This is a genomic window from Streptomyces orinoci (assembly GCF_003121295.1).
Classification (GTDB): Bacteria; Actinomycetota; Actinomycetes; order Streptomycetales; family Streptomycetaceae; genus Streptomyces; species Streptomyces orinoci.
In genome coordinates this window covers 312,406-328,746 of the sequence record NZ_PHNC01000007.1, presented here as the reverse complement: position 1 = coordinate 328,746, position 16,341 = coordinate 312,406, and the positions used below count along the sequence as shown (strand labels likewise).

The window sequence follows — 16,341 nt, the reverse complement described above, 5'->3', positions numbered from 1 at the left end:
TTCAGGGGCGCGGGGAACTGCGCGATCAGCTCACGCGGGCTCGCACCCGAACAGCAACGGCCGCTGGCAGAGGCGGTTTCGCTTCCGGGTGCGACCCGGTGGTCGCGTTGCGCCCACCCGTGCCGCCCTGCGGCACGACTGCCCGCAACGCAGCGCCCCTTCCAGGGGCGCGGGGAACTGCGCGATGAGCCACATACGGCCCGCACCCGGACGGCAACGGTCATCGGCAGACGCCGAATCGTCGCCGGGTGCGGACCGGTGGTCAGTCCTCCGGCTCGGAGGGGCCGGACTCGTCCGTGTCGTCGCCCTCCTTCGCCGGCGGCGCCGGCTTGGGCGGCCGGGTGCGCCCACTCGTGCTGTCGCGCAGATGCGAAGCGTCCGGCACCCCCGGCTCCGCCGCCAGCCCGCCCGGCGGCGGCGGAGCCTGCCCGTCCCGGCGGCGCAGATAGCGCTCGAACTCGCGGGCAATCGCCTCGCCGGACGCCTCCGGCAGGTCCGCCGTGTCCCGCGCCTGCTCCAAGGACTGGACATACTCGGCCACTTCGCTGTCCTCCGCCGCCAGCTGGTCCACCCCGCGCTGCCAGGCGCGGGCGTCCTCCGGCAGGTCGCCCTGCGGGATGCGCAGGTCGATCAGGTCCTCCAGGCGGTTGAGGAGGGCCAGCGTCGCCTTGGGGTTGGGCGGCTGGGAGACATAGTGCGGCACGGCGGCCCACAGGCTGGCCGTGGGGACACCGGCATGGGTGCACGCCTCCTGGAGGATGCCGACGATCCCGGTCGGGCCCTCGTAACGGGACTCGTCCAGGCCCATGGTGCGCGCCAGATCCGGGTCGGAGGTGACCGCGCTGATCGGCACCGGCCGGGTGTGCGGGGTGTCGCCGAGCAGCGAGCCCAGGATCACCACCAGTTCCACGCCCAGTTCATGGGCGAAGCCCAGGATCTCGTTGCAGAACGACCGCCAGCGCATGCTGGGTTCGATGCCCCGGACCAGGACCAGGTCACGGCCGCCGGCGCCGCCCGGGCCGCCGGTGCGTACCACGGAGAGCCGGGTGGTGGGCCAAGTGATCTTGCGTACCCCGCCGTCCAGCCAGACCGTGGGCCGGTTGACCTGGAAGTCGTAGTAGTCCTCCGCGTCCAGCGCGGCGAAGACCTCTCCCTTGAACTCCCGGTCCAGGTGCGCCACCGCGCTGGAGGCGGCGTCACCGGCGTCGTTCCAGCCCTCGAAGGCACAGATCATGACCGGGTCGATCAGCTCGGGAACCCCCTCAAGCTCGATCACCCAGCGCCTCCTTCCGGCCGGGGAGCACTGGTGAAGTACCGCCTCCGGCTGCCGTTCGTGCAGTTGCCTTGCGTGTCCCAAGCCTACGACTTCCCCGAGGGGCGTTCGCAGCCCCCGGACGGGATGCTCGCCACCTCCGGCCCGGGCCCCGGGGTCTCACCCGCGGACGCCCCAACCCTCGCGGTACGCACGCCAGTCGGCGTCGGTGGCGGCGAAGTCCGCGTACAGGCCGAGGCCGAAGTGCTCACGGTGGCGGTCCTGCCGGGTCAGCCCCAGCCGGGCGCCGCGCACCGCCGCCGCGGCGGTCTCCGCATGGCCCTGGTGGCCCATGTCCTCGGTATGGAAGAAGGGCATGCCCATCAGCAGGTCCACATCCTTGGGGGTGGCCTTGAGGGCCAGCGTGGTCTGGTGGGCCACATAACCGCCGTAGAGGCTCTCCCAGGGCATCGCGGTGTCATAGGACATCAGGGCGATCTGGTCGCTGCGCCGGGCCACCTCGCCGAAGTAGTCCTGCGACCACCACTTGGGGCTGCCCAGCAGATGCGAGGCGGTGTGCATCGAGGGCAGCGGGTCTATCTGCTGGGCCGCCACCGAGAGCACCCCGCCGCCGGAGTTCACCACCGGCCGCAGCTCCTCCAGCAGGGCCAGGAAGCCGCGGTCGCCGTCGCGCACCGGCTCCACGTCCAGGTGTACGCCCTGGAAGCCGGCCGCCAGCACCTGCCGGGCACTGGCGGTCACCCGGTACCGGGTGACCGGCGAGTCCAGCCGCAGCCCGCCATGGCCCTGGCGCACCACCACATCGCCCAGCCAGGCCTGCATCCGCACCCCGGGCAGTTCCCGGTGCACCGCGTCGATCAGCCACCGGGCCCGGGGGTAGTCGGCGGCGGGCAGGGTGCCGTCGTGCTCCAGGGGCCCGGAGTGGACGTACAGATCACGTACCCCGGTGTCCGCGATGCGCCGCTTCAGCCGGGCCAGATCGGCCTCGGTACGCCGGCCGTCCACCCAGGCGTGGCCCAGCCAGAGCGCGTCATGGCCGCGGCTGACCGCGTCCGGAGCCGGGGCACCGGCATAGGAGGCGCGCAGCGCGCTTGCCGCGGCCGCCACCGGAAGCAGCAGCGCCAGTGCCAGGGCGAGGGTGAGCCGCCGCACCGTGCGCTTACCGGGGCGGCGGCGCAGCAGGGCCGGCCAGTTCATCTGTTCCCTTTCGTCTGCTGACTGGGACGGGATGACGGGCCGGACGGTTGCCCGCCGGGACGCGCCGAGGGGAGGGGCGCGCGGTGCGTCCCTCCCCTCGGTCCAGCGGCTCAGCGGACGGGCCGTCAGCCCTTGTCGTTCAGCAGCTCCTTGACCCGGGCGCGGACGTCCTCGGAGTCCAGGCCGCGGATGGTCAGGGTGGTGCGGCGGCGCAGTACATCGTCCACGGTCTCGGCCCACTCGTTGTCGCGGGCGTAGACCACCTGGGCCCAGATCTCCGGGCCGTCGGGGTGGATGCGCTCGGCCAGCTCCGGGTTGTCATTGGCCAGGCGGGCGATGTCGAAGGCCAGCGAGCCGTAGTGGGTGGCCAGGTGACGGGCGGTCAGCGGGTCCATCCGGCTGCCCGGCTCGCGGTCCATCAGCAGACGGTGGGCCACCGCGTTGGGGTTGGCGACGCCCGGCAGCGGCACCCGGCGCACCAGGTCGGAGACGGGCTCCATGTCCTCGGTCAGCGGGCTGCCCGGCACCTGGGCCAGCTTCTTCATCACGGTGCGGCCGATGTGGCGGTAGGTGGTCCACTTGCCGCCGGCGACCGAGAGCATGCCGCCCTTGCCCTCGCTGACCACCGTCTCCCGCTTGGCCTGGGCCACGTCGCCGGGGCCGCCGGGCAGCACCCGCAGACCGGCGAAGGCGTAGGTCATCAGGGAGCGGTCCAGGTCGGCATCGACGATGGAGTGCGCGGCCTCGTCCAGGATCTGCTGGATGTCGGCCTCGGTGGCCCGGACGTCCGCCGGGTCGCCCTCGTACTGGGTGTCGGTGGTGCCCAGCAGCAGCTGGTCCTCCCAGGGCAGGGCGAAGGTGATGCGGTACTTGTCGATCGGGGTGGCCATGGCGGCCTTCCACGGCGACTTGCGCTTCATCACGATGTGCGCGCCCTTGGACAGGCGGATGGAGGGGGCGGCGCCCTTGTCCTCCATCTTGCGCAGGTGGTCCACCCAGGGGCCGGTGGCGTTGAGCACCACGCGGGCGTCGATGCCGAACTCGGTGCCGTCCATCCGGTCCTTGAGCTCGGCACCGCTGACCTTGCCATGGGTGAAGCGCAGGCCGGTGACCTCGGCGTGGTTGAGGACGACCGCGCCGGACTCCACGGCGGCGCGGACCGTCATCACCGCCACCCGGGAGTCGTTCATCTGGTGGTCGTAGTAGACCGCCACGGCCTTGAGGTTGTCGGTGCGCAGGCCGGGGTTGTCGGCCTTGGCCCGGGCCGGGGAGATCACCTTGCCCACGCCGTCGCCGAAGGCGGAGAGCGCGGAGTAGGCGAACACACCGGCGCCCAGCTTGGCGGCGCCCACCGGTCCGCCCTTGTAGACCGGCAGGTAGAAGGTGAGCGGGTTGACCAGGTGCGGGGCCACGTCCTTGGCCAGCACCCGGCGCTCATGGTGGTTCTCCGCCACCAGCTTGACCGCGCCGGTCTGCAGATAGCGCAGACCGCCGTGGACCAGCTTGGAGGAGGCGGAGGAGGTGGCGCCGGCGAAGTCACCGGCGTCCACCATCGCGACCCGCAGCCCGGACTGTGCGGCATGCCAGGCCACCGAGGTGCCCAGGATGCCGCCGCCGATCACCAGGAGGTCGTATGTCGCCTTGGACAGTCTCTCCCGGGTCTCGGCCCGTCCCGGGTTGGCGCCGGCAGCCGGGTGCGTTCCCAGGGTCGGAACGCTCTGCGGGGTAGTCATGATTGCTCCTCGTCAGCTCTCGTCGTCGATCCAGCCCATGGTCCGCTCGACGGCCTTGAGCCAGTTCTTGTACTCACGGTCCCGGGTGTCCGAGTCCATCCGGGGGGTCCACTCGGCGGCCCGGCGCCAGTTGGCGCGCAGCGCGTCGGTGTCCGGCCAGAAGCCGACGGCCAGGCCGGCGGCGTAGGCGGCGCCGAGGCAGGTGGTCTCGGCGACCATCGGGCGCACCACGGGCGCGTCCAGGAAGTCCGAGAGGGTCTGCATCAGCAAGTTGTTGGAGGTCATGCCGCCGTCCACCTTGAGCGCGGTCAGCTCGACGCCGGAGTCCTTGGTCATGGCGTCGGTGATCTCGCGGGTCTGCCAGGCGGTGGCCTCGAGGACGGCGCGGGCGATGTGCGCCTTGGTGACATAACGGGTCAGACCGGCGATCACACCACGGGCGTCGGAGCGCCAGTAGGGGGCGAACAGACCGGAGAAGGCGGGGACGAAGTAGGCGCCGCCGTTGTCCTCGACCGAGCTGGCCAGGGTCTCGATCTCGGCCGCGCTGTTGATCAGGCCCATCTGGTCGCGCATCCACTGCACCAGGGAGCCGGTGACGGCGATGGAACCCTCGAGCGCGTAGACCGGCTTCTGGTCGCCGATGCGGTAACCGACCGTGGTCAGCAGGCCGTTGTAGGACTGGACGGGCTCGTCGCCGGTGTTCATCAGCATGAACGTGCCGGTGCCGTAAGTGGACTTGGCCTCGCCCTTGTCGTAACAGGTCTGGCCGAACAGGGCCGCCTGCTGGTCGCCGAGGGCGGAGGCGACCGGGACGCCCTCCAGGGCGCCGCCCTTGGCGGTGCCGTAGACCTCGGCGGAGGAACGGATCTCCGGCAGCACCGCGGCCGGGATGTCCATGGAGGACAGGATGCGCTCGTCCCAGGCCAGGGAGCGCAGGTTCATCAGCATGGTGCGCGAGGCGTTGGTGACGTCGGTGACATGGACGCCGCCGTTGACACCACCGGTGAGGTTCCAGATGACCCAGGAGTCCATGGTGCCGAAGAGGATCTCGCCGCGCTCCGCGCGCTCGCGCAGGCCCTCGACATTGTCCAGCAGCCAGCGGACCTTGGGGCCGGAGAAGTAGGAGGCCAGCGGCAGGCCGGTCTCCCGGCGGAAGCGGTCCTGGCCGACATTGCGGCCGAGCTCCTTGCAGAGCGCGTCGGTGCGGGTGTCCTGCCAGACGATGGCGTTGTGGACCGGCTCACCGGTGTTCTTGTCCCAGAGCAGGGTGGTCTCGCGCTGGTTGGTGATGCCGATGGCCTTGACGTCGGCGGAGGTGATGCCCGCCTTCTCCACCGCGCCCGCGACGACCTGCTGGACGTTGGTCCAGATCTCCTTGGCGTCGTGCTCGACCCAGCCCGGCTTGGGGAAGATCTGCTCGTGCTCCTTCTGGTCCACGGAGACGATGCGGCCGTCCCGGTCGAAGACGATGCAGCGGGAGGAGGTGGTGCCCTGGTCGATCGCGGCAATGAACGGGCCGTGGCCGTGGGTGGTGGTCATGTGGTGTGTGCTCCTGAAGTCTGTGGTCTCGGCTGGGCGTCAGAATGCGAGCTTGTGGATACCGGCGGCAAGGGCCGCACCGGCCAGCGGGCCGACGACCGGGATCCAGGCGTAGCGCCAGTCCGAGCCTCCCTTGTTGGGCAGCGGCAGCAGCGCGTGCACGATGCGCGGGCCGAGGTCACGGGCGGGGTTGATGGCGTAGCCGGTGGGGCCGCCGAGCGAGAGGCCGATGCCGACCACGACCAGGGCGACCATCAGGGTGCCGGTGCCGCTGGTGGCCAGGCCCTTGGTCAGGCCCATGGTGAGGATGAAGAGCACCAGCACGGCGGTGGCGATGATCTCGGTCACCAGGTTCTGCACCGCGTTGCGGATCTCGGGGCCGGTGGAGAAGATGCCCAGCACCGGGCCTGCCTCCGGCTCGGCGGTCTGATCGACCATGCCCTCGTGGGGGTTGAGGCTCTCGACGATCTCCGGATCGGTGAGGTGGGCCTTGAACTGCCCGTGGTAGGCGAGCCACACCAGGGTGGCGCCGATCATCGCGCCCAGCAGCTGGGAGCCGATGTAGAGCGGCACATCGCTCCACTTGACCGCGCCGTCGATGGCCAGACCCAGGGTCACGGCGGGGTTGAGGTGGGCACCGGACTTGGTACCGATGTACGCGCCGGCCAGGACGGCGAAGCCCCACCCGAAGGTGATGGCCAGCCAGCCGGCGTTCTGCGCCTTGGATCGCTTCAGAGTGACGGCGGCACAGACGCCGCCGCCGAGCAGAATCAGTACGGCGGTACCGATGGTCTCGCCGGTGAAGATGTCGGAGCTGGACACCCGCGACTCCTTTGTCCTTCGTCCAGGGGAAGGCGAACCCCGGGTCCCTCCGGTGGTCCGCGCTCTCGAGTGAGAGCGGTGATCGGTCCCGCGGCACTGCACACCTTAGCGAATATTGTCGGTAGATGTTCGACAATGCCGACCGATGACCGGCAGTTTTCTGCACGGTTAAGGGCACGTCAAGGGCTGTGTGACCGGAAACTCTCGGACAGGAGACCGGAAATCTACGTTCGGATACCGACCGGTAACGAGGGGGTCTCGGGGGCCCGTTCATGGCCCGGCAAAACCCCCCGAAGGGCTCAGAACCGGCCGGCGCCCAGATCGCGGGAGACCGCGCGGGCGCAGTCCCGTACCGAGGCCACCAGCTGGGCCCGCAGCTCGCCCTCCTCGCAGACCCGCTCCACCGCGCCGGTGATGCCCACCGCGCCCACCGGCATCCGCCGCCGGTCGTGGATGGGGGCGGCGATGGAGGCCAGTCCGGCCCAGGTCTCCTCGACATCCGAGGCCCAGCCGCGGGCCCGGGTCAGGTCCAGCACGCCCTCCAGGTCGGCCAGGCCGGTCACCGTACGGTCGGTGAACGCCTCCCGGGCCGAGTCGGCCAGCTCGCTGTGGGCCACCGGGTCGTAGGCGCACAGCACCTTGCCCAGGGCGGTGCTGTGCAGCGGCTGCATGGCGCCGACCTCCAGCACCTGGCGGCTGTCGTCGGGGCGGAAGACATGGTGGATGATCAGCACGCCCTGCTGGTGCAGCACGCCCAGATAGACGCTCTCGCCGCTGGAGCGGGCCAGGTCGTCCGCCCACACCAGGGCGCGGGCACGCAGTTCGTGCACATCCAGATAGCTGTTGCCCAGCCGCAGCAGCTCGGCGCCCAGCTGGTAACGGCCGGAGGCCGGGTCCTGTTCGACGAACCCCTCCTGCTGCAGGGTGCGCAGGATGCCGTGCGCGGTGCCCTTGGCGAGCCCCAGCGCGGAAGCCACATCGGACAGGCCGAGCCGCCGCTCGCCACCCGCGAGCAGCCGCAGCATCGCGGCGGCCCTTTCGAGCGACTGGATGGTCCGTGCCATCGAGCAACCTCCTCCATATGCCGTTCGGCATTGCTGAACAGTATCGGCCGATGCCGACCCAGAGGTAGCTCACCGGACGTCCCCATGATCGCTGACCGGGCCGTACTGCCCCAGGTGACCCCCTGCTTTCCGCGGAGGCTACGGCTAGGCTTGCGGCGTGCGCCTTCCCCCGGAGGGCGCAAAGCCGACAGCCGTCGCAATCACGGGAGCACACCCATGGCCTCTCCGCAGCCATCGACCGTCCGTACCCCCAGGCCCGCGCAACTGCGCGAGGCGCTCGCCACCCGAGTGGTGGTGGCCGATGGTGCGATGGGCACGATGCTCCAGGCACAGGATCCGAGCCTGGCGGACTTCCAGCAGCTGGAGGGCTGCAACGAGGTCCTCAACATCACCCGCCCGGACATTGTGCGCTCGGTGCACACCGCCTACTTCGAGGCGGGTGTGGACTGTGTGGAGACCAACACCTTCGGCGCCAACCACTCGGCGCTGGGCGAGTACGAGATCGCCCACCGCATCCATGAACTCTCCGAGGCGGGGGCCCGGATCGCCCGGGAGGCCGCCGATGACTTCACCGCCCACGACGGCCGCACCCGCTGGGTGCTGGGCTCCATGGGCCCCGGCACCAAGCTGCCCACCCTGGGCCACGCTCCCTACACCGTGCTGCGCGACGCCTATCAGCAGAACGCCGAGGGCCTGATCACCGGCGGGGTGGACGCCCTGCTGGTGGAGACCACCCAGGACCTGCTGCAGACCAAGGCCTCGGTGATCGGCGCCCGGAGGGCGATGAACGCCCTGGGGGCGGACCTGCCGCTGCTGGTGCAGGTCACCGTGGAGACCACCGGCACCATGCTGCTGGGCTCCGAGATCGGTGCCGCGCTCACCGCGCTGGAGCCGCTGGGCATCGACATGATCGGCCTCAACTGCGCCACCGGGCCCGCCGAGATGAGCGAGCACCTGCGCTATCTGTCCCGGCACGCCCGCGTCCGGGTCTCCGCCATGCCCAACGCCGGTCTGCCGGTGCTGGGCAAGGACGGCGCCCACTACCCGCTCAGCCCGGCCGAGCTGGCGGACGCCCATGAGACCTTTGTCCGTGAGTACGGGCTGTCGCTGGTCGGCGGCTGCTGTGGCACCACCCCCGAGCATCTGCGCCAAGTCGTGGCACGGGTACGGGAGATGACGCCCGCCGAGCGCAGCCCGCGCCCCGAGCCGGGGGCCGCCTCGCTCTACCAGAGCGTGCCCTTCCGCCAGGACACCGCCTATCTGGCCATCGGCGAGCGCACCAACGCCAATGGCTCCAAGAAGTTCCGCGAGGCCATGCTGGACGGCCGCTGGGACGACTGTGTGGAACTGGCCCGGGAGCAGATCCGCGAGGGCGCCCATCTGCTGGATCTGTGCGTGGACTATGTCGGCCGGGACGGGGTGGCCGATATGGCGGAGATCGCCGGACGGTTCGCCACCGCCTCCACCCTGCCCATTGTGCTGGACTCCACCGAACCGGCAGTGATCCAGGCGGGACTTGAGAAGCTGGGCGGCCGGGCGGTGATCAACTCGGTCAACTACGAGGACGGTGACGGCCCCGACTCCCGGTTCGCCCGGATCACCCGGCTCGCGGTGGAGCACGGCGCCGCCCTGATCGCGCTGACCATCGACGAACAGGGCCAGGCCCGTACCGCGGAGAAGAAGGTCGAGATCGCCGAGCGGCTGATCACCGACCTCACCGGTAACTGGGGGGTGCGGAAATCCGACATCCTCATCGACTGCCTCACCTTCACCATCTGCACCGGCCAGGAGGAGTCCCGCAAGGACGGCCTGGCCACCATCGAGGCCATCCGCGAACTCAAGCGCCGCCACCCCGAGGTGCAGACCACCCTGGGCCTGTCCAATATCTCCTTCGGCCTCAACCCGGCCGCCCGGCTGGTGCTCAACTCGGTCTTTCTGGACGAATGCGTCAAGGCCGGGCTGGACTCGGCGATCGTCCACGCCGCCAAGATCCTGCCCATCGCGCGGCTGGACGAGGAACAGGTACGCACCGCCCTGGACCTGATCTACGACCGGCGCCGCGAGGGCTATGACCCGCTCCAGCGGCTGCTGGAGCTGTTCGAGGGCGTGGACACCAAGTCGCTGAAGGCCGGCAAGGCCGAGGAACTGGCCGCGCTGCCGCTGGAGGAGCGGCTGCAGCGGCGGATCATCGACGGCGAGAAGAACGGCCTGGAGGCCGACCTGGACCAGGCCCTGGCCGAGCGCCCGGCCCTGGACATCGTCAACGACACCCTGCTGGAAGGCATGAAGGTGGTCGGCGAGCTCTTCGGCTCCGGCCAGATGCAGTTGCCCTTTGTGCTGCAGTCCGCCGAGGTGATGAAGAGCGCGGTGGCCTATCTGGAACCGCATATGGAGAAGTCGGACGCCGAGGGCAAGGGCACCATAGTGCTGGCCACGGTGCGCGGTGACGTCCATGACATCGGCAAGAACCTGGTGGACATCATCCTGTCCAACAACGGCTACAACGTGGTCAATCTGGGCATCAAGCAGCCCGTCTCGGCGATCCTGGAGGCGGCCGAGGAACACCGCGCCGATGTGATCGGGATGTCCGGGCTGCTGGTCAAGTCCACGGTGATCATGAAGGAGAACCTGGAGGAGCTCAACCAGCGCAAGCTGGCGGCCACTTATCCGGTGATCCTGGGCGGGGCCGCGCTCACCCGGGCCTATGTGGAGCAGGACCTGCACGAGATCTACGAGGGCGAAGTCCGCTACGCCCGGGACGCGTTCGAGGGCCTGCGGCTGATGGACGCGCTGATCGCGGTCAAGCGCGGAGTCCCCGGCGCCGCCCTGCCGGAGCTCAAACAGCGCCGGGTACGGGCCGCCACGGCGGTCGTCGAGGAACCGGAGCCGCAGGACGGCTCGGTGCGCTCCGATGTGGCGGTGGACAACCCGGTGCCGGTGCCGCCGTTCTGGGGCACCCGGGTGGTCAAGGGCATCCCGCTGCGCGACTACGCCTCCTGGCTGGACGAGGGCGCGCTGTTCAAGGGCCAGTGGGGCCTGAAGCAGGCGCGCGGCGGCGGGCCCGGCTACGAGGAACTGGTGGAGAGCGAGGGCCGGCCCCGGCTGCGCGGCTGGCTGGACCGGCTGCACACGGAGAACCTGCTGGAAGCGGCCGTGGTCTACGGCTACTTTCCGTGCTACTCCAAGGGCGACGACCTGATCCTGCTGCACGAGGACGGTACTGAGCGCACTCGCTTCACCTTCCCCCGGCAGCGCCGGGGGCGCCGGCTGTGCCTGGCGGACTTCTTCCGCCCGGAGGAGTCGGGGGAGCGGGATGTGGTCGGCCTCCAGGTGGTGACCGTCGGCTCCAGGATCGGCGAGGCCACCGCCGAGCTCTTCAAGGCCGACGCCTACCGCGACTACCTCGAACTGCATGGTCTCTCCGTGCAGTTGGCGGAGGCACTGGCCGAGTTCTGGCACGCGCGGGTACGGGCCGAGCTGGGCTTCGGCGGGGAGGACCCGGCCGACGTGGAGGACATGTTCGCCCTGAAGTACCGCGGGGCCCGTTTCTCCCTCGGCTATGGCGCCTGCCCGGACCTGGAGGACCGGGCGAAGATCGCCGACCTGCTCCGGCCCGAACGGATCGGAGTCCGCCTCTCGGAGGAGTTCCAGCTCCACCCCGAACAGTCCACGGACGCGATCGTGATCCACCACCCAGAGGCAAAGTACTTCAACGCGCGGTAGCGCCCACGCCCCTTCGCCGGGTGCGCCCCGTCCGGGGCGCGGGGAACTGCGCGCCCGGCCCAGGCGGGCCCGCAGCCGAACGACGACGCTCGTCGGCAGACGCCGTTCCGTCGCCGGGGTGCGCCCCCGTCAGGGGCGCGGGGAACTGCGCGATCAGCCGCATACGGCCTGCGGCCGGACGGCAAGGGTGGTCGGCAGACGCGGTTTCATTGCCGGGTGAGCCCCCAGGGGCGCGGGGAACTGCGCGATCAGCCACGCACGGCCTGCGGCCGAGCGACAACGGTCGTCGGCAGACGCGGTTTACTCGCCGCGAGCGGCCACGAAACGGCGTCTGCCGACTCCCGTCGGCGTTCGGCCGCGAGTCGTGCGTGGCCGGTCGCGCAGTTCCCCGCGCCCCTGACGGGGCGAGGGCGCACCCCCGTGGGAAGGGCGTAAAAGCGAGAGGCGCATTCCGCACCGCGGACGTAGACTTGTCGTCCGGTGAAGGCCGGTCCGCCCTCCAGGGCGGACCGGCCTTCTCGCCCCCTTCGGACCTTTCGGAGGTACGCCCATGACCAGCGGCATCCCCGTCCTCACCACGACCCGCCCCGGCCCACGCCCCACCCTGCAGGCCGTGCTGCTCGACATGGACGGCACCCTGGTGGACACCGAGGGTTTCTGGTGGCAGGTGGAGGTCGCGGTCTTCGCCGAGCTGGGCCACCAGCTCCTGGAGGAGTACCGGGAAGTGGTGGCCGGCGGCCCGATGACCCGCTGCGCCGACTTCCTGATCAAGGCCACCGGCGCCAGAATCGCTGTGGCCGAGCTCACCGCCCTGCTCAACGTCCGCTTCGCGGAGATGCTCGGCGACGGCGTCCCGCTGATGCCCGGCGCCCGGCGGCTGCTCGCCGAGCTGGCCGCGCAACGGGTGCCCACCGCCCTGGTCTCCGCCTCGCACCGGCACATCATCGACCGGGTGCTGCCCGCCCTGGGCCCGGCCAACTTCACCCTGACCGTCTCCGGTGACGAGACCGAGCGCAACAAGCCCCACCCGGACCCGTACCTGCTGGCCGCCGCCCGGCTGGGCGCCGAGCCCGGACGGTGCGCGGTGATCGAGGACTCCCTGACCGGGGTGGCCGCGGCCGAGGCGGCGGGCTGCCCGGTGGTGGCGGTGCCCTCGGTGTCCGTCATCCCGCCCGCCGCCGGGCGCACCGTGGTCCCGTCCCTGGAACACGTCGATCTGGACTTCCTGCGCTCGGTGATCCGCGCCTGACCGGCCAACCTCGTCTCACCGAGACCTCACCGAGATCGATTACGGTTTCAATTTCCAAGCGGTTTCCCGCTATTGGCCGAGTGATGTTCATCACCGGGCAAATGCCACCGCCCTCTGGCCAAGAGGAAGTTGGAGTGCTCTCCAAGGGGGAGAAGCGCACCCTTGTGTCCCGTTTGGTGGGGTAGTGCCATGGATCGTTCCCGGGCCCGGCCGCCCCGGCCGTAGCGAGGCGTCACCGGACGGTGACCACGCATCAGCTCGGCCCCGTTCCGGTGCCACCCGGCGCGCGCACTAATCTTTCGCGAGTACTTCACGGCTGCCCGTGCGACCGGCACACCCCCCGCCGCTGTCGCCCGCGGTGCCGATCGCACCACAGGGAGAACCCCACACCATGAACCGCAAGACGCTGGTGCTGCCGGCTGTGGCAGGGCTGCTGGCACCCGTACTCGTCGCCTGTGGCGGCAGCGGCGGGTCCGGCAAGCACGATGCCATCGTCATCGGCACCACCGACCGGTTCGAGGAGACCGAGGACGCGCCCGCGCCCTTCGATCCCGCCGCCGCGTACGACATCGCCGCGTGGAATGTGATCCACAGCACCTTCCAGACGCTGCTGCGGCTGCCCCGCTCCGGCACCGACCCGGTGCCGGACGCCGCCACCAAGTGCGGCTTTGTGGACCGCAACAGCGAACAGTTCCGGTGCACCCTGCGCAGCGGGATGAAGTTCTCCAGCGGCCGCCCGGTGACCGTCAAGGACGTCAAGTTCTCCATCGAGCGGGTCCTGGCCATCAACTTCGACAACGGCCCGGCCTCGCTGCTGGAGAACATCGACCGGGTGGAGACGCCCAACGACCATGAGGTCGTCTTCCAGCTGAAGACCCCCGACGCCACCTTCCCGCAGAAGCTGGCCACCCCGGCCGCCGCCATCGTGGACAGCGGCGCCTATGACAAGAACAAGCTCAACAAGGGCTTCGAGGCGGTGGGTTCGGGCCCGTACAAGCTGAAGACGGAGGAGCAGGACGGCCGGGTGGTCAAGGCGGTCCTGTCGAAGAACTCCGACTACAAGGGTGCCGTCAAGCCGCAGAGCGACATCGAGATGCGCTTCTACGACGACTCCCAGGCGATGGAGAAGGCGCTCAAGGACGGTGACATCGATGTGATGAACCGCACCCTGGAGCCCGAGCAGATCGGCCGGCTGGGCAACGCCTCCGGCAAGGGCGTCAAGCTCACCGAGTCCACCGGTCAGGAGATCGGCTACCTGGCCTTCAACACCGACGACCCGGCGGTCAAGCCCAAGGCCGTACGCCAGGCCATCGCCCAGCTGGTGGACCGGCAGGCGCTGACCCGCGACGGCTACGACCGCACCGCCGACCCGCTGTACTCGATGGTCCCCAGCGGTATCGCGGGCCACCAGAACTCCTTCTCCAACCAGTACCAGGACCCCAGCGCCGACAAGGCCCGGGCCCTGCTGCGGTCGGCCGGCGTCAGCACTCCGGTGAAGTTCACCATCGCCTACTCCGCGAGCCACTACGGCCAGGCCCAGGCCAAGGCCTACAAGGCGCTGCAGAAGCAGCTGAACTCCACCGGTCTGTTCAACGTCCAGCTGCAGGACGTGAAGTGGTCGCAGTACCGGGCCCAGACGGCCAAGGGCATGTTCCCCGCCTACGGCATGGGCTGGTTCCCCGACTTCCCGGACCCGGACAACTTCATCGCCCCCTTCTTCGGCAAGGACAACTTCCAGCACTCGCCCTACCGCAACGCCAAGCTGGAGGCGCTGATCCCGCAGTCCCGCCAGCTGGCCCAGCGTGACGCGGCCGCCAAGATCTTCCAGCAGGCGCAGGACATCGTCGCCGACGAGGTGCCGGTGCTCCCGCTGTGGCAGGGCAAGCAGTACATCGCCACCCGCGACAACATCACCGGCGCGGAGTGGGCGCTCAACGGCGGCTCCGAACTCCAGCCCTGGGAGCTGGGGCGCGGCGCCTGACCGGCCGCCGGCCACAACTCCATAGACCACAACTCCATATCGCAGCAACGACAGCACAACGGCAACACAACGCTCCACCTGTACAACCAGCTCCACAGAACGACCTTTTGAGCGGGCCATGGCCCGATTCGGAATCCGAGAACTGTGAGGAACGTGCACGTGAGGAAACGTGACCAGTGGCTTGCCGCTCCGCTCGGCGCGGGGCTCGCAGCCGCCCTGCTCAGCGGGTGCGGTTCGGAGGACGGCAAGGCGGCGGGCACCGGTGAGTCGGTGGTCATGGGGATGTCGGACGAGGTGGTGACCACCGATCCGGCCTCCGGCTACGACCCCGGTTCCTGGGTGCTGTTCAACAATGTCTTCCAGTCGTTGCTGAGCTTCCCCAAGGGAAGCACCCAGCCCCAGCCGGAAGCCGCACGCAAGTGCGGCTTCACGGACAACACCAGCACCACCTTCCAGTGCACGCTGGCCGACGGCCTGAAGTTCAGCAATGGCCATGGACTCACCTCGGAGGACGTGGCCTTCTCCTTCCGGCGCACGCTGCGGATCAACGACAAGAACGGCCCGGCGGCCTCCATGCTGTCCACCATCAAGGACATCAGGACGCCGGACGCCAAGACCGTGGTCTTCCACCTCAAGCGGCCGGACGCGACCTTCCCCTCGAAGATCGCCTCCGGCGCCGGCTCCATCGTGGACCACCGGGAATACCCGGCGGACAAGCTGCGCACCGATGGCAAGGCCATTGGCTCGGGCGTCTACAAGCTGGAGTCCTTCGACAAGGACAAGGCCGTTTTCAAGGTCAATGGCTCCTACAAGGGCCCCGCCAAGGCGCACAACAGCGGCATGACCATGAAGCTCTTCCACGGTGACCAGGAAGGGCTGAAGAAGGCGCTGCAGAAGGGCGATATCGACATCGCCTACCGTGGTCTGGCCATGAAGGACATCGCCGACCTGGAGACCGCCAGCGCCAGCGGCAAGCAGAACAGCATCAAGGTCGTCGAGGGCAGCAGCGCCGAGGTCCAGCACCTGGTGTTCAACACCAAGGACCCGGTGGCCGGAAAACTGGCCGTGCGCAAGGCCGTTGCCTATCTGGTGGACCGCAGCGCCCTGGTCCGCGATGTCTACAAGCGCACCGCCGAGCCGCTGTACTCGGTGGTTCCGGCCGGCATCACCGGCCACCGCACGCCGTTCTTCGACACCTATGGCGACCATCCGCAGCGTGACAAGGCCGCCGCGGCGCTGGCCGGGGCCGGCATCCACGACAAGGTCAAGTTCACCCTGTGGGCCACCCCGATCCGCTATGGGCCGGGCACCGTACCGGAGTTCAACGAGATAGCCAAGCAGCTCAACGCCAGCGGGCTGTTCGATGTGGACGTCCAGAGCGTGCCGCTGCCCGAGTATGAAAAGGGCGTGGACGAGGGCAAGTTCGCGGTCTATGCCAAGGGCTGGGTGCCCGACTTCCCGGACCCGGACAACTTCACCGCGCCCTTCTTCGGCAGCGACAACAACGAGCTGCACAACTCCTATGAGTCCAAGGAGATCGCCAGCCGGCTGCCGGCCACCGCCGCCGAGGCCAGCCGGGCCGCCACCGCGGCCGACTTCACCAAAATCCAGAACACCGTGGCCCAGGATGTCCCGGTGCTCCCGCTGTGGCAGGGCAAGCAGTACGCGGTGGCCGCGGAGAAGATCAACGGCCTGCAGTGGACGCTGGACGCCTCCACCGTCTTCCGCTTCTGGGAGATCAGCAAGAGCTGAGCGGTGCC

Annotated in this window: 10 protein-coding genes; 4 read left to right on the top strand and 6 right to left on the bottom strand. The window is 69.7% G+C overall.

The window, feature by feature from the left end; all coding sequences use genetic code 11:
• Positions 1 to 262: 262 nt before the first annotated feature.
• From CV755_RS05425 to CV755_RS05400, 6 genes are all read right to left on the bottom strand, one after another.
• Positions 263 to 1,276 (bottom strand): PAC2 family protein, encoded by a 1,014-nt coding sequence (locus CV755_RS05425; RefSeq protein ID WP_109278981.1) that lies wholly within the window; start codon positions 1,274 to 1,276, stop codon positions 263 to 265.
• A gap of 156 nt (positions 1,277 to 1,432) precedes the next feature.
• The gene (locus tag CV755_RS05420; protein ID WP_109278980.1) at positions 1,433 to 2,470 is read right to left on the bottom strand and encodes a glycoside hydrolase family 18 protein; all 1,038 of its coding nucleotides are present in this window, start codon (positions 2,468 to 2,470) and stop codon (positions 1,433 to 1,435) included.
• A 125-nt stretch (positions 2,471 to 2,595) separates the two neighbouring features.
• Complete coding sequence (locus CV755_RS05415; RefSeq protein WP_109278979.1) at positions 2,596 to 4,203, bottom strand: glycerol-3-phosphate dehydrogenase/oxidase; 1,608 nt, start codon at positions 4,201 to 4,203, stop codon at positions 2,596 to 2,598.
• Between the two features lie 12 nt (positions 4,204 to 4,215).
• On the bottom strand, positions 4,216 to 5,742 hold the full coding sequence (gene glpK / locus CV755_RS05410) for a glycerol kinase GlpK (RefSeq protein WP_109278978.1): 1,527 nt from the start codon (positions 5,740 to 5,742) through the stop codon (positions 4,216 to 4,218).
• Positions 5,743 to 5,781: 39 nt separating this feature from the next.
• A complete protein-coding gene (locus tag CV755_RS05405; RefSeq protein WP_109278977.1) occupies positions 5,782 to 6,564 on the bottom strand; it encodes an MIP/aquaporin family protein in 783 nt (260 codons plus the stop codon).
• 299 nt (positions 6,565 to 6,863) lie between these two features.
• Entirely contained in the window at positions 6,864 to 7,628 is a 765-nt protein-coding gene (locus CV755_RS05400) for an IclR family transcriptional regulator (RefSeq protein ID WP_109278976.1), read from the bottom strand.
• A gap of 216 nt (positions 7,629 to 7,844) precedes the next feature.
• Between CV755_RS05400 and metH the strand changes: the two genes are divergently transcribed.
• The 4 genes from metH (at position 7,845) to CV755_RS05380 (ending at position 16,333) form a co-directional block, all read left to right on the top strand.
• Positions 7,845 to 11,351 carry a methionine synthase gene (gene metH / locus CV755_RS05395; RefSeq protein WP_109278975.1) on the top strand — a complete coding sequence of 1,169 codons (3,507 nt, stop codon included), beginning with the start codon at positions 7,845 to 7,847 and terminating at the stop codon, positions 11,349 to 11,351.
• A 550-nt stretch (positions 11,352 to 11,901) separates the two neighbouring features.
• Positions 11,902 to 12,600, top strand: a complete 699-nt coding sequence (locus CV755_RS05390) for an HAD family hydrolase (protein WP_109278974.1) — start codon at positions 11,902 to 11,904, stop codon at positions 12,598 to 12,600.
• Between the two features lie 391 nt (positions 12,601 to 12,991).
• Positions 12,992 to 14,581 (top strand): ABC transporter substrate-binding protein, encoded by a 1,590-nt coding sequence (locus CV755_RS05385; protein WP_109278973.1) that lies wholly within the window; start codon positions 12,992 to 12,994, stop codon positions 14,579 to 14,581.
• 159 nt (positions 14,582 to 14,740) lie between these two features.
• Positions 14,741 to 16,333: an ABC transporter substrate-binding protein gene (locus CV755_RS05380; RefSeq protein WP_109278972.1), complete on the top strand. Its 1,593-nt coding sequence runs from the start codon at positions 14,741 to 14,743 to the stop codon at positions 16,331 to 16,333.
• The last annotated feature ends 8 nt before the right edge of the window (positions 16,334 to 16,341 follow it).